13 protein-coding genes and 1 tRNA gene are annotated in these 20,604 nt (G+C 64.4%); 7 read left to right on the top strand and 7 right to left on the bottom strand.

Going from position 1 to position 20,604, the window contains the following annotated elements; all coding sequences use genetic code 11:
• Window positions 1–31: 31 nt before the first annotated feature.
• Window positions 32–1,765: an AMP-binding protein gene (locus BCCGELA001_RS10785; RefSeq protein ID WP_060735270.1), complete on the bottom strand. Its 1,734-nt coding sequence runs from the start codon at window positions 1,763–1,765 to the stop codon at window positions 32–34.
• 25 nt (window positions 1,766–1,790) lie between these two features.
• Window positions 1,791–5,123 carry an acetyl-CoA carboxylase family protein gene (locus BCCGELA001_RS10780; RefSeq protein WP_236840845.1) on the bottom strand — a complete coding sequence of 1,111 codons (3,333 nt, stop codon included), beginning with the start codon at window positions 5,121–5,123 and terminating at the stop codon, window positions 1,791–1,793.
• Here BCCGELA001_RS10780 and BCCGELA001_RS10775 point away from each other — a divergent pair.
• The 3 genes from BCCGELA001_RS10775 (at window position 5,013) to BCCGELA001_RS10765 (ending at window position 8,791) form a co-directional block, all read left to right on the top strand.
• On the top strand, window positions 5,013–5,732 hold the full coding sequence (locus BCCGELA001_RS10775; protein WP_236840844.1) for a MarR family winged helix-turn-helix transcriptional regulator: 720 nt from the start codon (window positions 5,013–5,015) through the stop codon (window positions 5,730–5,732). The genes BCCGELA001_RS10780 and BCCGELA001_RS10775 overlap by 111 nt on opposite strands.
• 65 nt (window positions 5,733–5,797) lie before the next feature.
• Window positions 5,798–7,426 (top strand): AMP-binding protein, encoded by a 1,629-nt coding sequence (locus BCCGELA001_RS10770; RefSeq protein WP_008557138.1) that lies wholly within the window; start codon window positions 5,798–5,800, stop codon window positions 7,424–7,426.
• Window positions 7,427–7,630: 204 nt separating this feature from the next.
• Window positions 7,631–8,791: an acyl-CoA dehydrogenase family protein gene (locus BCCGELA001_RS10765; RefSeq protein WP_060735268.1), complete on the top strand. Its 1,161-nt coding sequence runs from the start codon at window positions 7,631–7,633 to the stop codon at window positions 8,789–8,791.
• A gap of 551 nt (window positions 8,792–9,342) precedes the next feature.
• Here BCCGELA001_RS10765 and BCCGELA001_RS10760 read toward each other — a convergent pair.
• The 5 genes from BCCGELA001_RS10760 to BCCGELA001_RS10740 all read right to left on the bottom strand — a co-directional run bounded on the left by BCCGELA001_RS10760 (window position 9,343) and on the right by BCCGELA001_RS10740 (window position 13,921).
• A tRNA-Lys gene (locus BCCGELA001_RS10760) sits at window positions 9,343–9,418 on the bottom strand.
• 179 nt (window positions 9,419–9,597) lie between these two features.
• On the bottom strand, window positions 9,598–10,206 hold the full coding sequence (locus tag BCCGELA001_RS10755) for a Spy/CpxP family protein refolding chaperone (protein ID WP_060735267.1): 609 nt from the start codon (window positions 10,204–10,206) through the stop codon (window positions 9,598–9,600).
• A 224-nt stretch (window positions 10,207–10,430) separates the two neighbouring features.
• Entirely contained in the window at window positions 10,431–11,447 is a 1,017-nt protein-coding gene (locus tag BCCGELA001_RS10750; RefSeq protein ID WP_008557122.1) for a TRAP transporter substrate-binding protein, read from the bottom strand.
• 266 nt (window positions 11,448–11,713) lie between these two features.
• On the bottom strand, window positions 11,714–13,276 hold the full coding sequence (locus BCCGELA001_RS10745) for a 2-isopropylmalate synthase (protein ID WP_060735266.1): 1,563 nt from the start codon (window positions 13,274–13,276) through the stop codon (window positions 11,714–11,716).
• A 375-nt stretch (window positions 13,277–13,651) separates the two neighbouring features.
• Window positions 13,652–13,921 carry a hypothetical protein gene (locus tag BCCGELA001_RS10740; protein ID WP_060735265.1) on the bottom strand — a complete coding sequence of 90 codons (270 nt, stop codon included), beginning with the start codon at window positions 13,919–13,921 and terminating at the stop codon, window positions 13,652–13,654.
• A 180-nt stretch (window positions 13,922–14,101) separates the two neighbouring features.
• On the opposite strand from BCCGELA001_RS10740, the gene BCCGELA001_RS10735 reads away from it, so the two are divergent.
• The 4 genes from BCCGELA001_RS10735 (at window position 14,102) to BCCGELA001_RS10720 (ending at window position 20,580) form a co-directional block, all read left to right on the top strand.
• A complete protein-coding gene (locus tag BCCGELA001_RS10735) occupies window positions 14,102–15,337 on the top strand; it encodes an SMP-30/gluconolactonase/LRE family protein (RefSeq protein WP_008557105.1) in 1,236 nt (411 codons plus the stop codon).
• A gap of 99 nt (window positions 15,338–15,436) precedes the next feature.
• Window positions 15,437–16,537 carry an NAD(P)/FAD-dependent oxidoreductase gene (locus BCCGELA001_RS10730; RefSeq protein ID WP_060735264.1) on the top strand — a complete coding sequence of 367 codons (1,101 nt, stop codon included), beginning with the start codon at window positions 15,437–15,439 and terminating at the stop codon, window positions 16,535–16,537.
• Window positions 16,538–16,614: 77 nt separating this feature from the next.
• Window positions 16,615–19,125: an excinuclease ABC subunit UvrA gene (uvrA, locus tag BCCGELA001_RS10725; protein WP_060735263.1), complete on the top strand. Its 2,511-nt coding sequence runs from the start codon at window positions 16,615–16,617 to the stop codon at window positions 19,123–19,125.
• A 144-nt stretch (window positions 19,126–19,269) separates the two neighbouring features.
• Window positions 19,270–20,580, top strand: a complete 1,311-nt coding sequence (locus BCCGELA001_RS10720) for an ABC transporter substrate-binding protein (protein WP_008557092.1) — start codon at window positions 19,270–19,272, stop codon at window positions 20,578–20,580.
• Window positions 20,581–20,604 lie beyond the last annotated feature (24 nt).

The following is a 20,604-nucleotide window of genomic DNA, read 5'->3' as shown; positions in this document are numbered from 1 at the left end:
CCGTCAAGAAATTTTTAACCTGACAACTCGCTCAGCCATAAAGCTGAGCGAGTTCTTCCTTTTTGACCTTGCCGGTCGCCGTCATCGGCAACGTGTCGACGATCCGGATCTCCGGGATCTTGTAGACCGCAAGGCGCTCCCGGCAGAAGGCAGCAAGCACCTCGGCAGTCGTCGTGCCCTTGCGCTCCGGCAACACGGTAACGAAGGCGACCGGCACCTGCCCGCGAGTGTCGTCCACCCGCCCGATCACACCGCTCCCTGTCACGTCCGGATGCTGGCCGAGGGCGGCCTCGATCTCCGACGGAAAGACGCTCATGCCCTTCACCTTCAGCATCTCCTTGCGCCGGCCGAGGAAATGGATAGTGCCTTGCTCCGAGATCATTCCGATATCGCCGGTCCGCAGCCAGCCGTTGACGAGGCCTTCGGCCGTTGCATCCGGCTTGTTCCAATAGCCCTTCAAGAGCGAGGGCGTACGTACGCACAACTCGCCCTCCTCGCCGAGCGGCAGCAGCCTGTCCGATCCGAATTCCATAATCTTGAAATCGGTCTGCGGCACCGGAATGCCGCAGAAGATCTGACGCTGCTTGAGATCGCGATCGTCATCCTGCCAGCCGCGATTGAAGGCGTCGTAGGAATGCGTCTCCGTCATCCCCCAGGCCGCTTCGCGCAGGGTCGTGCCCGTGAGCTTGCGCCAGCCATCGCGGAAGACCGGATTGAGCTTCTTGACGAACGACGCCACCATCACTTCCCGCAGCGAGCTGAGGTCAAAGTCGCGCGCATCGGTTCGGCTCATGATCTCGACCGCATTGTCCACGACCATGTTCGAGATCGTCGCGCGATAGCGCTGCACGGCATACATGTAGGCCTGCGCATCCCAGCGGGCCATCAACACGCAGGTCGCGCCCGTCACCATCGGCAGGATGATGCCGAGGTCCTCGCCCGCCATCCAGAAGATCGGCCAGAAATTGATGACCACGTCTTCGGAAGTGACCGTCATCGAAACGGACCCCATGACGGCGCCCGTAAACAGCATGTCGAACTGCGAATGAACGCAGCCCTTCGGCATGCCGGTGGTGCCGCCCGTGTAATTCAGGGCCGCGATATCGTCGATGCCGACATCCACTTGCGGCGGCGCGGCGGTCTCCTTTGCGAGCGCGCCCATGAGGTCGATCGAATTGGCGATCGCAACCCGCGGCGCCGTCAGTGCGGGCGGCAGCGGCCCTTCCGGCTCGGCACCCAGCGCATCGCCAAAGCTGGTGACGACCAAATGCTCGACGCCACACTCTTGCCGGACCTCCTCGACGAGAGCGGCAAGCTGATCGTGCGCGACCACGATGCGCGCCTGCGTATCGTTGATCTCGTAGGCCAGCTCGGGCCGGGTGAACATCGGGTTCACCGGCACGTGGACACAGCCGGCCTTCAGGATGCCGAAGAAGCAAACGTAGAACTGCGGGCAGTTCGGCAGGAACACCGCAACCCGGTCGCCCTTGCGCGCGCCGAGACGGTTCAGGAGAGCGGCAAAGCGGTCGCTGAGGCGGTCGAGTTCGGCGTAGCTCATGGCCCGGCCGTAGAACAGCACTGCCGCCTTGTCCGGCTGCCGCCGCGCCCATTCGCGAAGGTAGTGCGTCAACGGCCGGCGCCCGAGAGGAAACACCGGCTCCTTGGGAACGCCGCTCGGCCAGACCGCAGCCTGCAGGCTGCGAACGTGAGCCAGATAGGCTTCTTCGCTGCGGAGGTAGCGTGTGTCGGATTCGCTTTTTGTCATTGTTTCCTCCCTTGCTCGCCCGTGTTCACCACAGATCGACGCGCGTCGTTCGTCTCTCGCTGAAGCGGCCCGGCTGCATCGACGCCTTGAGCCCGCGGACAATCCAGCGCCGGGTCGCGCAGGGATCGATGACATCGTCGACCTCAAGGAAGGTCGCGCCGCTGAGCGCCTTGTTGTCCTCGTAGGACTTGGCGACCATCTGGTCGAACCAGGCTTTTCTTGCAGCCGGATCCTCGATTGCAGCGAGCTCCTTCCGATAGGCGAGCTTCACCGCGCCTTCGAGCCCCATGGCGCCGAACTCGGCGCTGGGCCATGCCACCATGAAGAACGACATCTGGCTCGATCCACCGGCCATCGCCAGCGCCCCGAGCCCGTAGGCCTTGCGCAGCACGACGGTGAAGTACGGCACCGTTGCCCGGGATGCTGCCACGAAGACGCGCGAGACGTGCCGCACCTGGGCGGTCTTCTCGACCTCCGGCCCCACCATCATGCCCGGCGTGTCGCAGAGCGACACGATGGGAATGCCAAACCCGTCGCATAGCTGAATGAATCGCGCCGCCTTGTCACCGCCGTCGGCATCGATCGCACCGCCCAAGTGACGTGAATCGTTTGCGATCAGGCCAACCGGGGTGCCCTCGATGCGGGCGAACGCCGTGATCATGCCGCGCCCGAAGGATGGGCGCAGTTCGAGCACGGAGCCTGCATCCGCAAGCGTCTCGATGATCGGCCGGACGTCGTAGGCGCGCAGCCGGTTTTCTGGCACGGCGTGGCGCAACAGGCGCTGGTCAGCGCATGACCAGTCACCGGTCCGCCCCTGGAAATAGCCGAGATACTTCTTGGCAGCGGCAACGCCCTCCGCCTCGTCCTCGACCAGCACGTCGATCACGCCGTTCGGCGCCTGGACGTCGACGGGGCCGATGTCCTCGGGGCGAAACACACCGAGACCGCCCCCCTCGATCATCGCCGGGCCACCCATGCCGATATTCGAGGTACGGTCGGCGATGATGACGTCGCAGCTGCCGAGCAGCGCGGCATTGCCCGCAAAACAACGCCCTGAAACCACGCCCACCAGTGGCACCTTGCCGTTGATACCGCCGAGCTTCGTGAACGTCGTGGTCTCGAGTCCGGCGGGCGTCGGCCATTCGTCGCCGGGCCGGCCACCGCCACCTTCCGCAAACAACACGACGGGAAGCGACCATCGGTCAGCGAGCGTCAGCAGCCGATCCTTCTTCTTGTGATTGACGACGCCCTGCGTGCCCGCGAACACCGTGTAGTCGTAGGCCATGACCGCGCAGCGCGACTGCTCGTCACCGAAAAGCTCGCCATTGACAGCGCCAACGCCGGTGATCAAGCCGTCGGCAGGACTCATGCGGCGCAGCTCCTCCAGCGAGCGACGCTGGCGCTGCGCGGCGAGCGCGAGGCCGCCATATTCGATGAACGAGTCGGGATCGCAGAGGTCGGCGATGTTCTCGCGCGCGGTGCGCTGGTTGGTCTTGCGGCGACGTGCGACAGCATCCGGCCGTCCCTCGTCGAGCCGCTCCGCGCGGCGCGCGAGCGCTTCGGCGAGATCACCGCGAATGTGATCGAGATCGATCGCCTCGGCCGTCTCGACACCGGCAGCGTCGTCGTCCGATGGGACGATGTGCAGCAATGGCTCGGCCTCGAAAATCGTGTCACCAGGCGAGGCGAGAATGTCTTCGACCACGCCCGCGGCCGGCGCCACGATGACATGCTCCATCTTCATGGACTCGATCGCGAACACCTGCTGTCCCGCGCGCACCCGGTCACCCCGAGCCACATTGCAGGCGACGATCGTGCCCTGCAGCGGCGCCGGCACAGCGACGAGTCCCTCGGGAACATGCGCTACCTGCGGTCCGCGCGCCGCAGCCGGTTGCAATGGTGGAATGGCGACCTTCGCATCGAACACGCCGAGCGGATCGACGTCGCGGACATCCCTCGCCCGCCTGGCCGGCAGGTCGTCCCGGTTTGCAAAGCTGGCGGCGGCCGCAAGAATACTTTCGAGGTGCTGCTCCAGGAATTTCGTCGAGACGCGGTCGGCCAGAAAGTCCTGGTTTGTAGCGAGGGCCCTCAGCACGGGAATGTTGGTCTCAAGGCCGTCGATGCGAAAATCCTCCAGCGCCCGCCGGCCGCGCCGGATGGCGTCGTCCATGCCCTCCGGCGAATAGGCAATGACCTTCGCGAGAAGGGAATCATAGCGGGGGCTCGTGCGATAGCCGACATATCCGAACGTATCGACGCGGATTCCCGGGCCGCTCGGCAAGGTGAAGCCGGTCACGACGCCGCCGGTCGGCCGCGAGCCGCCATCGGCCGTCATCTTCTCCATGTTGACGCGGAACTGGATCGCGCCGCCGCGCGCAACAGGCGCGCTGCCGAGACCTATGTCGCGCAGCCGCAGGCCAGAGGCGACCCGGATCTGCGTCTTGACGAGGTCGATCCCGTAAATCTCCTCGGTCACCGTGTGCTCCACCTGGAGGCGCGGATTGGCTTCGATGAAGACGAAACTGCCGCCCTCCGCAGGCATCAGAAACTCGAAGGTCCCCAAGCCCCGATACGCCGCGCTGCCGGCCATGCGCACCGAGGCGTCGCAAATCGCCTCACGGACTTTGGGCGCGAGGCTCCGGCACGGCGCCATCTCGACCACCTTCTGGTGACGCCGCTGAATGGTGCAGTCGCGCTCGCCGAAGTGGACGACGCTGTGCCCGTCGCCGACGATCTGCACTTCGATATGGCGCGCGTTCGGCAAATAGCGCTCGACATAGAGTGCATCGGCGCCAAATGCTGCCTGCGCCTCGGAGCGGCAACGCTCCCAGGCGGCGGGAAGGTCGGCAGCCGTCGACACCACGCGCATGCCACGGCCCCCGCCCCCGGCGACCGCCTTGATCATGATCGCGCCCCCGCTGCCGAGCTTGTCGAGGTAGGCCGCCGCTTCGGCTTCCGAAACCGGTCCGGCCGATCCCTCGAGCACGGGCACGTCGGCCTTGCGCGCATGCCGCCGCGCCTCCGCCTTGTTTCCGAACAGCTCGAGCGTCTCCGCGGCCGGACCAATGAAGGTCATGCCGGCGGCCGCTACGGCGCGCGCGAAGTCCGGATTCTCTGACAGAAATCCGTAGCCGGGATGCACCGCATCGCAACCGGTCTGCCGCGCCGCCTCGACCATCGCCGCGATATCGAGATAGGCTGCGGTCCCTACGCCGGGCAATTCCCGCGTCTCGCTGCCAGTCCGCGCATGGGCGGAACCAGCATCATCAGCAGGAAACACGGTGACGACCGGGATATCGAGCTCAAACGCCGCGCGCGCGATGCGCAGCGCGATTTCTCCGCGATTCGCGATGAGCATCTTACCAAATGGCATGTCGATCCTTCCCAGCTCCGGGTCTACACCTGGGGCCGAAGGCTATGGACAACCAAATATTATGTCAATATCATTACACATCTCAGGGGGAATGCGCGAATGCCGTCGGTAACCAGGACCGGGCCAAAGAATAGCCGAGAGCAGCCGGCCGGCAATTCCGCGCGTGACCACCTCAACAACAAGCTCTTCTTCAGGCTGTTTCAAGCCGCCAACATCTACGAGACCCAGGCGGTGCGGGTTCTGAATTTCTCGGCCGTGACTGGCGCAACGCTGGGCGCGCTATACCGCGATCCCAAGGGCATGCTGTTCTCGGAACTCTACACCTATCTCGGCGTGAGCCGCCAGAATCTCGACGCCGTGCTGAAGGGCCTGGAAAAGAAGGGCCTCGTGGAGCGCGTCGAGGCCGAGGACGATCGCCGCAAGCGGATGGTGAGCCTGACACCCGCCGGCATCGAGGCGTGGCGAGATTTGCACGAACGCTCGCTGGAATTCTTCCGGCAAGGGACCAACGGCGTGTCGGCCGCGGAAATCACCGGTTGCTTCGAAACGCTGTCCCGCATCGCGCGAGGGCTGCGCGCCATCGAGCCGGACTGAGATTTGGATCGCCCAGCGCGCCATATGGGTACCGGGCCGCGACACGAATAAGCAGGGAGGTTTCAATGACGAGCCACAAGGTTCCCGCCGCCGAGGATTGCGTCCTGCGGTACCTGCTCGAACGTTGGGGACGCGAGACGCCGGATCAGGTCTATGCGACCTTCGACGACGGCAGCCAGCTGAAATATCGCGATCTCCTGCATTTGGCGCGACGGACCGGCAACGCGCTGCAATCGCTGGGCGTGAAGCAGGGAGACACCGTCCTCGTTTGGCTGCCGAATGGTCCTGACTGCCTGCGCGCCTGGTTCGGCATCAACATGATCGGCGCCGTCTACGTGCCGATCAATACCGCCTATCGCGGTGGCATTCTCCAGCATGTCGTCACCAACGCGGGAGCGGCGGTCGCGATCGTCCACGCCAGCCTGCTGCCGCGGCTCGGCGACATCGACAGGCGCGAGTTGCGCAAGATCGTCGTGATCGGCGGCGAACCGGCCCCGGTCGAGGGGATCGAGGCTCTCCCGGCGAGCGCGCTCGACTCGGCATCCTCGGATGCCCCAATGACCGAGCGCCCGATCGAACCGTGGGACACTCAGTCGATCATCTATACGTCCGGCACGACCGGCCCTTCGAAGGGCGTGCTGTCGTCCTATGCGCATCTCTATGCCATGGGACGGGGCATCTCGGCGGACAGGGACGGCATTCCTTATCTCGACGCCAGCGACACTTTCATGGTGAACCTCCCCCTCTTCCACGTCGGCGGCACGGCGCCGAGCTACGCCATGCTGATCAATGGCGGCTCGATCGCCATGGTCGATCGCTTCGACACCGCTACATTCTGGTCCACGGTCGCGAAGACCAACACCACGATGGTAATCCTGCTCGGCGTCATGGCGAGCTTCCTGATGAAGCGGACCGACAGCGGCGAGGAGAAGGGCAGCCCGCTCAAGAACGTCACGGTCATTCCGCTCAGCGAGGAAGGTATCGCCTTCGGCAAGCGCTACGGCATCACGACCCACACGCTCTTCAACATGTCGGAGGTCTCCTGCCCGCTGGCAGCCGAGCCGAATCCGACCGTTGCGGCAGCCTGCGGCAAGCCGCGGGCCGGCATCGAGGTTCGCCTCGTCGATGCCCATGACTGCGAGGTCGCGCCGGGCGAAATCGGCGAATTGATCATTCGATCCGACGCGCCCTGGGCCATGAATCATGGTTACAACAAGGCCCCCGAGGCGACTGCGCTTGCCTGGCGGAATGGCTGGTTTCACACCGGCGACGCTTTCCGCGTCGATCGCGATGGAAACTATTTCTTCGTCGACCGGTTCAAGGATGCCATCCGTCGGCGCGGCGAAAACATTTCCTCGTTCGAGGTCGAGCTCGAAGTGGCCGCACACCCTGCGATCCGGGAGGCTGCGGTCGTCTCCGTCCCGAGCGAACATGGCGAAGATGATGTCCTCGTCGCGGTCTCCCTCGCCGAGGGACAGGCGCTCGATCCAGCGGAGCTCATCCACTTTCTCAAGCCGCGAATGGCCCACTTCATGGTGCCCCGCTACGTCCGCGTCCTGGGAGACCTGCCGAAGACGCCGACTAACAAGGTAGAAAAGTATTTGCTGCGCAGAGACGGAGTCACGCCGGACACCTTCGACCGTGATGCAGCCGGCATTGTGATCAAGAGCGAGCCGATGCGAACGCGTGGTTGAGGAGACCGCGCAATGTCGCGTCCGCAACGAGGCCGGCTAACCGCCAGCTATTGCTCCTCTCACATCCTCTTGTCTATATGATCAAGTCCAGTCACCGCATTCAATAGGGGCACTCGCTTTAATGCGCTGTGATAGAGCACGGACGACCGAAAGCCCGCCACCAAGATTCCGCCCCAGCGGAAGTCGACCGAAGTATCCGTTCCAATGCCTGACCGAGTCGAAATCATTGCCGCGAAGATCGAGGCCTTCATCCGCACTGACGTGATCCCCTACGAAAAGGATCCGCGAACGGGTCCTCACGGCCCAAGTGACGAACTGGTGCAGGAACTGCGCGCCAAGGCACGCAAGGCTGGCGTGTTGACGCCCCACATTCTGCCGGATGGATCACATCTCACACAAGTCGAGACGGCCAAGGCGCTGATCAAATCTGGGCTCTCCCCACTCGGACCGCTGGCGTGCAACACCATGGCGCCCGATGAAGGCAACATGTACCTGCTCGGCAAGGTCGGAAGCGCCGAGCAGAAGGCGCGCTTCCTGGAACCCTTAGTGTCGGGCAAAGCGCGTTCGGCGTTCTTTATGACCGAGCCGGCGGATGAAGGCGGTGCAGGATCGGACCCATCGATGATGCAGACCACGTGCAGGCTGGATGGCAATCACTGGGTCATCAACGGACGAAAGAAGTTCATTACCGGAGCTGAAGGCGCCCAGGTCGGCATCATCATGGCGAAATCGACCGACGGCGCATGCATGTTTCTCGTCGACCTCCCCAACCCCGCGATCCGCACGATGCGGGTGCTGGATACGATCGATAGTTCGATGCCCGGCGGACACGCCGAGATCGAGATAGAGAATCTTCGCGTATCCGCCGACCAGATGCTCGGTGCGTCCGGGGATGGCTTCAAATATGCGCAGATCCGCCTCAGCCCCGCACGTTTGTCGCATTGTATGCGTTGGCTGGGTCTGGCAATCCGCGCCAACGAGATCGCCACCGACTACGCCTGCCGCCGCTACGCGTTCGGAAAACCGCTGGTCGACCACGAAGGCGTCGGTTTCATGCTGGCGGAGAATCTCATTGACCTCAAACAATCGGAATTGATGATCGACTGGTGCGCAGCAGTGCTCGACACCGGCTCGCTCGGGACGGCCGAGAGTTCGATGGCGAAGGTGGCCGTGTCAGAAGCCTTGATGCGGGTCGCCGATCGATGTGTCCAGGTTATGGGCGGTACCGGCGTTTCGACCGAAACGATCGTCGAGCAGGCTTTCCGCGAGATCCGCGCCTTCCGTATCTATGATGGTCCAACCGAAGTCCACAAATGGTCGCTGGCCAAAAGGATCAAGCGCGACTGGAACGCCCAACAACATTGAGTGGCGTGTGTCGCGTGAGCCGCAAGACCGAGCCGTTGGCGATGGGTGTCTTGGGAACGGCACAGGAAGGCGAATTCACGCCAAAGTCGCAGCTCTGGCCGACCGCCGCGGGCGTGGTGAATTCAATATCTGGCGCGGCTCGTTCGCTGAGACACCCCGCAAGGCCGAGCATGCCTGGACGACGCTTGCGCGCGTCACGTCGTTCGAAGGACCGTGGCATCATCGCGACCCATGTGAACGCGGCGGCCGCCTCTAGTGGCGGACCGCAAAGATGATCTGGACTGCCGGCATCGACGGCCTGACGTTTCATGATCTGCGCGGCACGGCGGTGGTTCGCCTTATCGAAGGCGCCAGCGTGCCGTAGATCGCCGCCATTACCGGTCACTCGTTGAAGGACGGCGAGGCAATTCTCGACGCGCACTATCTCGGTCGTGACATTCAGCTTGCAGAAGCTGCGGTGCTGAAGCTCGAAACGAGAACAAAACCGTAAACGGTGGTGTAAACGGCGCCACTCTTGGCGCTCGTTAAAACCGCTAAGGTCTTGATTTAGATGGTGGGCGCACCAGGGCTCGAACCTGGGACCCGCTGATTAAGAGTCAGCTGCTCTACCAACTGAGCTATGCGCCCGAAAGGCGGTCAATGCCTTGCGAGGCCGGTCGTTTAGCAAAGCGATCCGGGTCTGGCAAGCGATGGGACGGAAGTTTTCCAAGGCTTCGTTCATAAGTCGGGAGAAGCGAAAAACCGCTGGATTCCAGCGGCTTCGCCAAGGTTAATGCCGGCGTAACCCCCGCCGAAACCGCCCCCGCTCAGAGCCGGCCCTCGCGGTCCCGGTCCGGGCCGCTGTCGCGGTCAAAGCGGTCGCGGTGGAAATGGTCCATGCCGCGCTCCATCATGCGGTCCATGCCGCGTTCCATGAAATGGCGGCGCGGACCGTCCTCGCCGCCGCCGAACGGGCCGCGGTGGCGGGTCAGCACGGCGAGCCGCCGCTTCTGACCCTCGTCCAGCGTCTTGTAGAGCGGGTCGGCGGCATCGGCGATCTTCTTCAGGGCCGCGGAGGTGGCGCCCATGTCCTCGGCGCGCTGGCGCAGGCGGGCGATCGGATCCTCTGGCTTGCCGGCATCCCGCGACGTATCACCTGGACCGGCATTCATCCGCGCATTGGCGCGGTCGATGCGCAGCTTGGCGAAATCGCGCACGGCAGCCTCGACCGGCGGCCACAGCTTCTCCTGGTCGGCGTTGAGCTTCAGCCCGGCATGGACGGCGGCGATCCGCGCGTCGACGAAGGCGGCGCGATCTTCCGGGTTCATGCGGATGTGGCGGACGTGCTCCATCCACGGGCGATGATATTGAGCATAGACCGCGCCTGAGCCGGCGATGCTGAGCACGGCGATGGCTGCGATGGTGAACTTCCTCATACAGACCTCCTCTGGAAGGGTCCCTGAGGATGAGCGCGCAGCGGCTGACGCGCAACTTACAACTTGGACAGGGAGCGCGTTGTTACGAAGATGTAACTGCCGTGAACGCCTGTTCAGATGCACACTGAAATGATTTGCAACAAGAAGGGCTTCCGTGCCGGCACGGAAGCCCTCTGTTCATGCATATTCTATCCGTGCACGACGTCAGCTGGTTCGTCGTGCTCTCAGTTGGTGGTGCTCTTGGCTTCCTTCTGGAACTCGTCGATCAGCGACTGGCCGACGCGGCTCGCGGCGTCCTTGTAGACCGGCTCCATCGCCTTGCGCAGCGCCTCGTCCTGCTCCGGCGCGAGCTTGATGATCTCGCTCTTGCCGCTCTTCTTGATCTCGGCGAGCGCGTCGTCGTTCTCCCTTTGCGATTGCGCGTTGTTGAAGTCGGTCGCCTCCTTCATCGCCTTGGAGAGCTGGTCGCGGATGTCGGCCGGCAGATCGTCCCAGAACTTCTTGTTCACGATCACGACGTAGCCGATGTAGCCGTGATTGGTCTCGGTGATGTACTTCTGCACCTCGTGCATCTTCTGGGTATAGATGTTCGACCATGTGTTCTCCTGGCCATCGACCACGCCGGTCTGGAGTGCCTGGTAGACTTCCGAGAACGCCATCACCTGCGGCAGGGCGCTGAGCGCCTTGAACTGGGCCTGAATCACCCGCGAGGACTGGATACGGAATTTCACGCCCTGATAGTCGGCCGGGGTCACCAGCTTCTTGTTGGCGCTCATCTGCTTGAAGCCGTTATCCCAATAGGCAAGTCCGGTGATGCCCTTGGCGTCCAGGAGCTTGAGCAGCTTGGTGCCGAGCGGGCCCTCCGTCACCTTCCGCAGCGTCTTCAGGTCCGGAAGGATATAGGGCAGGTCGAACACCTCGAACTCGCGGATGCCGAGCGGGCCGAATTTCGAGTTGGACGGCGCCAGCATCTGCACGCTGCCGAGCTGCAGCGCCTCGAGCTCTTCCTTGTCCTTGTAGAGCGTCGAGTTCGGGTAGACCTCGACCTTGACCTTGCCGCCGGTGTACTTCTCGGCGAGCTCCTTGAACTTCTCCGCCCCTTTGCCTTTCGGCGTGTCGGTGGCGACGACGTGGCTGAACTTGATGATGATCGGTGATTGCGCCGACGCCGGGCCGGCAAGGCCAAAATTCATACCAAGTGCCAGGACCGCGATGGACGCGGCAATCGCGAAGCTGCGCATAGTCTCTCCCTATCGTTATTCTCTTGGGCTGCCCAAAGCGGGCGTCTGTCCAAAGCCGGGAGCATCAATAGCGGCTCGCGCATTGAGCCGCTATTGGCCCTTCGCAGGGCAGCTATTCTCGGTGCATGCCGCGCGCACCGCTGTGCACCCTCTCCCGCTTGCGGGAGAGGGTGTCTCCGCGATGGGACAATCCCCCAGAGGAGAGAACCCTCACCCGCCGCCTTCGGGCGTCGGCCTCTCCCGCAAGCGGGAGAGGCAAAGCAGCCTCAGCTCGCCGCGGCCGTCGTCACCGTGTCGCGCTGACGCTTCATGACGATCTTGTTGAGCGCCCCGAGATAGGCCTTGGCCGAGGCCACCAGCGTATCCGGGTCGGCTGCACGCGCCGTCATCGAGCGGCCGTCATGGGACAGCCGCACCGAGACTTCGGCCTGCGCGTCGGTGCCTTCGGTCACCGCGTGCACCTGGTACAGCTCGAGCTTGGCCTCGTGCGGCACCAGCCGCTTGATGCAGTTGAACACGGCATCGACCGGACCGTTGCCCTCGGCCTCCTCGATCTTGATCTGGCCGTCGACGTCCAGCTTCATGGTCGCGCGCTGCGGGCCGTGGGTGCCGGCGATCACCGTCAGCGAGGTCAGCTTGATGCGGTCGTGCGAGGCCGCCATCTCCTCGTCGACCAGCGCCTCGATGTCCTCGTCGTAGATGTCCTTCTTGCGGTCGGCCAGCGCCTTCATCCGCGTGAACGCGTCTTCCAGCTGGTTCGGGCCGAGCTTGTAGCCCATCTCCTCCAGCTTGTGCACGAAGGCGTGGCGACCGGAATGCTTGCCGAGCACCAGCGAGGACTGCTTCAGGCCGACCATCTCGGGCCGCATGATCTCGTAAGTGGAGGCATCCTTCAGCACGCCGTCCTGGTGGATGCCGCTCTCATGGGCGAAGGCGTTCCGGCCGACGATGGCCTTGTTGTACTGGACGGGGAACGAGGTCGCCGCCGACACCACCTTCGAGGCGCGGGTGAGCTGCGTGGTGTCGATCTTGTTCCAATAGGGGAATTTGTCGTTGCGCACGTTGATCGCCATCACGATCTCTTCGAGCGCGGCGTTGCCGGCGCGCTCGCCGATGCCGTTGATGGTGCACTCGACCTGGCGCGCGCCGCCGACGATGCCGGCCAGCGAGTTCGCCACGGCCATGCCGAGGTCGTTATGGCAGTGCACGGAGAACACGGCCTTGTCCGAGTTCGGCACGCGCTCGATCAGCGTCTTCATGAAGTGGGTGTATTCTTCCGGCACCGTGTAGCCGACGGTGTCGGGGATGTTCACCGTGGTCGCACCGGCCTTGATCACGGCCTCGACGATCCGGCACAGGAAGTCCATCTCGCTGCGGGTGCCGTCTTCCGCCGACCATTCGACGTCGTCGATCTGGTTGCGGGCGCGCGCGACCATGGCGACCGAGGTCTCGATCACCTGCTCCGGGGTCTTGTTCAGCTTCACCCGCATATGCAACGGCGAGGTCGCGATCACGGTGTGGACGCGGCCGCGCTTGGCGAATTTCACGGCTTCAGCACAGCGATCAATGTCGGCGGGATGCGCGCGGGACAGGCCGGCAATGACGGCGTTCTTGGAGCGGCGCGCGATCTCGCTGACCGCCTGGAAGTCGCCCTCGGAGGTGATCGGGAAGCCGGCCTCGATCACGTCGACGCCCATATCGTCCAAGAGCTCGGCGACCTCCAGCTTCTCCTCGAAGGTCATGGTGGCGCCGGGGCACTGCTCGCCGTCGCGCAGCGTGGTGTCGAAAATGATGACGCGGTCCTTGTCGGACTTGTTCACGGTGGCCATTCGCAAATTTCCTTTTGAGCTTTGCGCCGTTCACTGGTCTGGGCGCTTGAGGTGTCCGGTGATCTCGACCAACCCCTGAGCGCCCAGGCGCGTGGCGCCCAGCCGGCCCTCAGGGGCAGCTAAGAAGAAGCCCGCCAAGAAGGAGGGTGGGCAGCGCGGCCGGGATCGCGGCGGCGGCCGGAGCCACCTCCCCCGAAATCCCATCGATTTGGCCGCGAATCAGCATTGCCGGACCCTTCTGAGCCACAAATCCTCGGCCAAAACCGTTGACGGTTGGTTGCCGGACAGCTCAGTGCGGACCGTTTCTAGACGAGAAACGCCCGCAACTGCAACGCCAAAAGATGGTCAGGGGAGCTGACCCAGTGCTGTGAGCGGCTATCCCGTGCCGGTGCGGCGGGCGCGGGCCCTGCTCTCCCAGCGGTTCAGCATCTGGCCGAGCTCGCCCGTAGTGCCGGGTGCGGCGGCGCTGGGCTTCGATATCTCGTTGGTGTTGGCCGGCGTGTTGGCGGAAAGCCAATCCGGCTCCGCGTATTCGCGCCAGCGGCGTGCCTCTGCCCGCCTCTTGCGGGAGACATGGTCACGCGTGAAATAGCCGGCCGCAAAAGTGATGCCGAGCAGGATGATCAGGACGACAATTTGCACAATGAGCTCCGGCTTTATTCCCCGTCAGCGCCCATCTCCAAACGCATTCGAAGGTGACGAAATTGCGGCCCGTGATCGCGCAGCAGTTTCGATTCCACCCCTCGCAACCATCATCGGACCGGACTAACCTTTCGCGCGGCTCGACCGGATCAACCGGTCAGCGAACATGATCGGGAGGACGCGATGACACGCCAAGAGGCTCGTGACGGAGGCCAGCGTGACCGGGATGCTGCGCTTTCACGACGAACACTTGTCCAGGGGCTTGCAATCAGTGCAGCCAGCATAGCCGGAGCCGGCGCCGCACTGGCCCAGACCGGGCCCGCCGCACCGCCGACGACGATCACCACGCCGCCGCGCGATTTTGGGCCCAACGGCGCGCCGACGACGTATTTCTGGGATCCTGATATCATCGCGGTCGATCCGTCCTTCAACGATCTCGCGCAGCCCAACACCGCGATCAAGCGTCTCTACACCGGATTGCTCTGGGCCGAAGGTCCGGCGTGGAGCGCGCAGGGCCGCTATCTCCTGTGGAGCGACATTCCCAACAACCGGCAGATGCGCTGGACCGAGGACGACGGCCGCGTCAGCGTGTTCCGCACGCCCTCAAACAATTCCAACGGCAACTCATTCGACTTCCAGGGTCGCCAGCTCTCCTGCGAGCACCTGACGCGTCGGGTGACGCGCTACGAGCATGACGGCACCGCGACCGTGCTCGCCGACTCCTATCAGGGCAAGAAGCTGAACTCGCCGAACGACATCGCAGCGCATCCCGACGGCAGCTATTGGTTCACCGATCCGCCCTATGGCGGCCAGCTCTACGAAGGCGAGCCCGACGTAGCAGGCGGTCCGAGCAATGCGGCCGGCAAGCTCAATCCGCGGATCGGCCAGCCGGCCGGCTTCGTACCGGGCAAGCGCGAGTTGCCGACCAATTGCTATCGCATCGATCCCACCGGCCGCATCGATCTCGTCGTCACCGAGGACCAGGTGCCCGACCCGAACGGGCTGTGCTTCTCGCCGGACTACAAGAAGCTCTACGTCGCCTCGACCGGCAAGGGCCCGGGCGACACCGGCCCCGGCGGCAAGGGCGAGATCTTCGTGTTCGACGTCGGCAGCGACAACAAGCTCTCGAATCATAGGAGGTTCAGCGATTGCGTGATCGATGGCGTGAAGTGCGGACCGGATGGGCTGCGCTGCGACGTCAACGGCAATCTCTGGGCTTCCAGCAATGCCGGCCGCGCGGTAGGCTACAGCGGCGTGACCGTGTGGTCACCGGAAGGCAAGCTACTCGGCCGCATCCGGCTCCCTGAAGTCTGCGGCAACGTCTGCTTCGGCGGCCCCAAGCGAAATCGCTTGTTCATGGCGGCGAGCCAGTCGCTCTACGCTGTGTATACCGCAACGCAGGGCGCCGGGCCGGGCTGAGCGAGGCGATCAGGATCACCAAGCGGCGCCGGCCTGCCTCGCCGGCGCCGAATTTTTTGGCTAGTCCTTTCGCCACAAGTTGGATGTCCGGGAGAGACCATGCGCGTTGTGATCTGCGGCGGCGGTGTCGTCGGGGCCTGCATTGCTTGGTTTCTCCAGCGCCGCGGCATCGACGTCATCGTCGTCGAGAGCACGGAGGTGGCCGCGGCTGCGTCGGGCAAGGCCGGCGGCTTCCTCGCGCGCGACTGGTGCGCCGGCACGCCGCTCGACGCGCTGGCGCGGCGCAGCTTCGACCTTCACGCGCAACTGGCCGGGGAGATCGCCGGCGATTGGGGCCATCGCCCCATGACGGCCTATAGCGGTTTCGTTGTCCCCGATGGCGATGCACGCCGCAATCGCCCGTGCTCGCTCGACTGGCTCGCCGATGGCGTCGTCATCGCCCAGCGCATCGGCACGCACGAGACGACTGCGATCGTCCATCCCCGCAAGTTCACCTCCGCCATGATGGACGCCGCGCTCGCGCAAGGCGCGCAGCTCCGTCGCGGGCGCATCACGGCGATCGCGCGCGAGACCGACGGCGTGGCGGTGAAAGGCGTCGAGACCGATGCGAATTTCATTGCAGCGGACGCCGTCGTCGTCGCAATGGGCCCCTGGTCGCTGCTCGCCGCGCAATGGATGAGCCTGCCCGCCGTCTATGGCCAGCGCAGCCCAAGCGTCGTGTACGACACCGGCACGGATGTGCCGGCCGATGCGCTGTTCCTCGAATACGAGGATGACGGCCGCACCGTGTCGATCGAAGTTTTTCCACGGGCCGACGGCAGCACGCATATCACCGCGCTCTCCGACATCGCGCCACTGCCGCTCGATCCCGCTTCCGTGACACCCGACCAAGGCGCGATCGCGCGCCTGCAAGCGATGAGCGAACGGCTGTCGCCGCTGTTCAGGCCCGAGAGGATCATCGCACGCCAAGCCTGCTTCCGCCCGGTGACGGAGGACGGCCTGCCGCTGATCGGCAAGGTGCCGCTGAGCGAGGGTCTCTATGTCGCAACCGGGCACAATGTCTGGGGCATCCTCAACGCGCCCGCGACCGGCGAGGCGCTCGCGCAGCTGATCGTCGATGGCACTGCGCAGATCGACCTCTCGTCATTCGACCCCGCCCGGCTCCGTCCGCTCGATCCGTCGCTGTTGCACACGCGCTGACCCGGTGCTGCCCGCTGCATCTTGGGACCCATCCTGCGATCCTGCCGTTACCTCCCATGGGAGACTGGAGGAGCCAGATGGACGACCGAGCGAAACAATCTCACAACCTGATGCAGGACGACGGCTTCGTCCGGGTGCGGGGCGCGCGCGAGCACAACCTCAAAAACGTCGATGTTCGCATTCCCCGCAACACGCTGGTTGTCTTCACGGGCGTGTCGGGCTCGGGCAAATCCTCGCTCGCCTTCGGGACGATCTACGCCGAAGCGCAGCGGCGCTATCTGGAGTCGGTGTCGCCCTACGCGCGGCGCCTGTTCCACCAGATGCAAATCCCTGAGGTCGACGACATCGAGGGCCTGCCGCCGGCCGTGGCGCTCCAGCAGCAGCGCGGCGCACCGACGACGCGGTCCTCGGTCGGCAGCGTGACGACCATCTCGAACCTGCTCAGGATGCTCTATTCCCGCGCCGGCGATTATCCGCGGGGACAGCCGATGCTCTATGCGGAGGCGTTCTCCCCGAACACGCCGGAGGGAGCCTGCCCGACCTGTCACGGCATCGGCAGGATGCTCGACGTCACCGAGAAGTCGATGGTGCCCGACGACACCAAGACGATCCGCGAACGCGCCGTCGCGGCCTGGCCGAGCGCCTGGCAGGGCCAGAACCTCCGCGACATCCTCACGACGCTCGGCTACGACGTCGACAAGCCCTGGCGCGAGCTTCCAAAGAAGGACCGCGACTGGATCCTGTTCACGGAGGAGCAGCCGACCGTTCCTGTTTATGCCGGTTACGACGTCGCAGAGGTCAAACGCGCCCTGCGGCGCAAGGAGGAGCCGAGCTACCAGGGCACGTTCACCGGCGCCAAGCGCTATGTAATGCAGACCTACGCCAAGTCCGAGAGCGCGATGATGAAGCGCCGCGTCGCGCAATTCATGATCACGCGGGACTGTCCGACCTGCCATGGCACGCGGCTGAAGCCCGAAGCACTCAAGGTCAAATTCGCCGGCCTCAACATTGCCGAGATGTCGCACCTGCCGCTCAAGGAACTGCAGGAGCTGATCAAGCCATATGCAAGAAGCTCGGCCGACAGGTCGGAGAAGGCCGTCGTCGCGCGGCGCATCTGCGAGGATCTGTCGGCGCGGCTCGCCGTCCTGCTCGACCTTGGCCTCGGCTACCTCGCTTGCGAGCGCAGCACGCCGACGCTATCGCCGGGCGAGCTGCAACGGCTGCGCCTTGCGACCCAGGTCCGCTCGAACCTGTTCGGCGTCGTCTACGTGCTCGACGAGCCGTCCGCGGGCCTGCATCCCGCCGACACTGAGGCACTGCTGCGGGCGCTCGACCGGTTGAAGCACGCCGGCAATTCGATCTTCGTCGTCGAGCACGAGATCGAGGTGATCAGGCATGCCGACTGGCTGGTGGATGTCGGACCTGAAGCCGGGGAGAACGGCGGACGCATTCTCTATAGCGGTCCCCCAGAGGGGCTGAGCCAGGTCGAGCAATCGCGGACCGCCACCTATCTCTCACACCCGCGACGGCCGCTGCCGACGATCCGCCGCGAGCCCAAGGGGCATCTCAAGATCAGGGGTGTGACCCGCAACAACCTTCGCGGCCTCGACGTCGACATTCCGCTCGGTGTCATCGCCAGCGTGACCGGCGTGTCCGGGTCCGGCAAGTCGAGCCTGATCAGCCAGTTCCTGGTGGACACCGTGGCCGCGCATCTCGGCCACACGCTTGCCGCCGATTCCGATGACGACAGCCTGACTCCCACGGTCGCGACATTGGGCGGCAAGATTGCTGCGGGCCTCGATCAGATCGATCGCCTCGTCGTGGTCGATCAAAGACCGATCGGCCGCACGCCGCGCTCCAACCTTGCGACCTATACCGGCCTGTTCGACCATGTGCGGAAGCTGTTCGCGGCGGCGCCGCAGGCAAAATCCCGCCGCTACGATGCCGGACGGTTCTCGTTCAACGTCGCCAAAGGCCGATGTGCGACCTGCGAGGGCGAAGGCTTCGTCTGCGTCGAGCTTCTGTTCCTGCCCAGCGTCTATGCGCCGTGCCCGACCTGCAAGGGGGCGCGCTACAACGACAAGACGCTGGAAGTGAAGATCCGCGGCAAATCCATCGCGGACGTCCTGGCGATGCGCGTCGACGAGGCCTTCGAGTTCTTCCACGACGACCCGGCGCTGCACCGCTCGCTCTCGGTCGTCCGCGAAGTTGGCCTCGGCTATATCCGGCTCGGGCAGTCCGCGACCGAATTGTCCGGCGGCGAAGCCCAACGCATCAAGCTGGCGACCGAGCTGATGCGGCCGCAGCGCGGCCACACCCTCTATGTCCTGGACGAACCGACCACCGGGCTGCATCCCAGGGACGTCGAGCGGTTGATCGCTCAGCTCGACCGGATCGTGGATTCGGACAACAGCGTGATCGTGGTCGAGCACGACATGGACGTGATCTCCCACAGCGACTGGATCATTGATCTCGGCCCCGGCGCCGGCGACGAGGGCGGTCGCATTGTCGCCGCGGGTAAGCCGGAGCAGGTTGCCCGAACCGGCGGGAAGACGGCGCGTTATCTGGCCCACCGCTTGAAGCAGTGAGCGCCTGCGTCACCCCTTATCTCGCAGTTGCGTTCGCCGACGAGGCTGACGCCCCCGCGACTTTCGCGATGTTGACTTTCCGCCGTCCCCCTCTCCATACTTCGCAAAAAGCAAGATCATATGACGGTTCAGAGGGAGGATAGGATGCCGACTTCACGCAGGCAGCTGCTGAAGACCTCGGCGGCTGCCGCCGCCGCACTCAGCCTCGATTGGACACGCGCCCAGGCGCAAGCCGAGAATTTACGCATCGGCGTCATCTACGATCTGACCGGCCCGTTCGCCGCCGGCGGCTCGGTCGCCTCCTCGATCGGCGCGCAGATCGCCATCGATCTCGTCAACGAGAAAGGCGGGATCGGCGGCAAGACCAAGATCGTGCCTGTTGCCGCCGACTCCCAGAGCAAGCCCGATGTCGCGATCAACGAGGCCGAGCGGCTGATCAACCAGGAAAAGGTCGACATCCTCAACGGCGTCTATGCGAGCTCGCACGCCGTGCCGCTCGCCGCCAAGGTGGAGCAGCAGAAGAAGATCCTCTGGATCACGACCGCGGTCTCGACCGCCGTGTTCAAGGACAAGAACCTGCAATACGTCTTCCGGGCGCAGATTCATTCCGACCAGTACGGACAGGCCTTCGCAAGCTTTATCAATGAACATGCCAAAGCAAAGCTCGGCATGGACCCGAAGGAGGTCAAGGTCGCGTTGATCCACGAGGACGGCCCTTACGGCGTCGGCGTTGCCTCCGCCGACGAGGCCTATGCCAAGGAGGCTGGCATCCCGGTGGTGCTGCGCGAAGGATATTCCGCCTCGGCGCCCGATCTCTCGGTGCTGGTCACGAAGATCAAGCGGGCCAAGGCCGACGTGATCTCGCATGCCGGCTACAACCCCGACATCACCCTGTTCCTGCGCCAGGCGCGCGAGAGTGGCCTGCGTTTCAAGATGCTGTTCGGCGCCGGCGCCGGTTACAGCCAGCTCGACAAGCTGCGCGCCACCTTCGGTGCCGACATCGACAATTTCTGCAACATCGATCCCGTGCCGGCGCAATTGCTCGATCCCGCCAAACTCGCGCCCGGCATGGGCGACCTGATCAACGCGATGGTCACGCGCTACAAGGCCAAGACCGGCGCCACCGACGTGCCGCCGCACTGCTCGATGGGCTTCAATCAGACCTGGATACTGCTGAACAACGTGCTGCCTGTCGCCAAGGAGAAGTACGGCGGCTTCGAGCCCGAGGCCATCCGCAAGGCCGCGCTCGACGTCGACATTCCCGCCGGTGGCACCATCCAGGGCTATGGCGTGAAATTCTACCCGCCCGGCACGCCGCTCTCCGGCCAGAACGAACGCTCGACCCCCGTGGTGATGCAGAACGCCGGCGAGCACATCTCGGTGGTGTGGCCGAGCAACATTCGCACGCGGGATCCGGTGTTCCCGCTGCCAAAGGGATCGACCTACGGGGCGTAGAAGGGCGGCGCACGGCGACGATGC

It is taken from the genome of Bradyrhizobium sp. CCGE-LA001, from assembly GCF_000296215.2.
Lineage (GTDB): Bacteria > Pseudomonadota > Alphaproteobacteria > Rhizobiales > Xanthobacteraceae > Bradyrhizobium.
Note: the sequence above shows the minus strand (reverse complement) of the source record. Positions and strands in the feature narration are given on the sequence as shown.

Coding starts and splice junctions, on each gene's coding strand:
- BCCGELA001_RS10775 (WP_236840844.1), top strand. CDS start 5,013: ATGGGCGGAACCAGCATCATCAGCAGGAAACACGGTGACGACCGGGAT.
- BCCGELA001_RS10730 (WP_060735264.1), top strand. CDS start 15,437: ATGCGCGTTGTGATCTGCGGCGGCGGTGTCGTCGGGGCCTGCATTGCT.
- BCCGELA001_RS10750 (WP_008557122.1), bottom strand. CDS start 11,447: ATGCGCAGCTTCGCGATTGCCGCGTCCATCGCGGTCCTGGCACTTGGT.
- BCCGELA001_RS10765 (WP_060735268.1), top strand. CDS start 7,631: ATGCCTGACCGAGTCGAAATCATTGCCGCGAAGATCGAGGCCTTCATC.
- BCCGELA001_RS10745 (WP_060735266.1), bottom strand. CDS start 13,276: ATGGCCACCGTGAACAAGTCCGACAAGGACCGCGTCATCATTTTCGAC.
- BCCGELA001_RS10735 (WP_008557105.1), top strand. CDS start 14,102: ATGACACGCCAAGAGGCTCGTGACGGAGGCCAGCGTGACCGGGATGCT.
- BCCGELA001_RS10770 (WP_008557138.1), top strand. CDS start 5,798: ATGACGAGCCACAAGGTTCCCGCCGCCGAGGATTGCGTCCTGCGGTAC.
- BCCGELA001_RS10785 (WP_060735270.1), bottom strand. CDS start 1,765: ATGACAAAAAGCGAATCCGACACACGCTACCTCCGCAGCGAAGAAGCC.
- BCCGELA001_RS10720 (WP_008557092.1), top strand. CDS start 19,270: ATGCCGACTTCACGCAGGCAGCTGCTGAAGACCTCGGCGGCTGCCGCC.
- uvrA (WP_060735263.1), top strand. CDS start 16,615: ATGGACGACCGAGCGAAACAATCTCACAACCTGATGCAGGACGACGGC.
- BCCGELA001_RS10755 (WP_060735267.1), bottom strand. CDS start 10,206: ATGAGGAAGTTCACCATCGCAGCCATCGCCGTGCTCAGCATCGCCGGC.
- BCCGELA001_RS10780 (WP_236840845.1), bottom strand. CDS start 5,123: ATGCTCATCGCGAATCGCGGAGAAATCGCGCTGCGCATCGCGCGCGCG.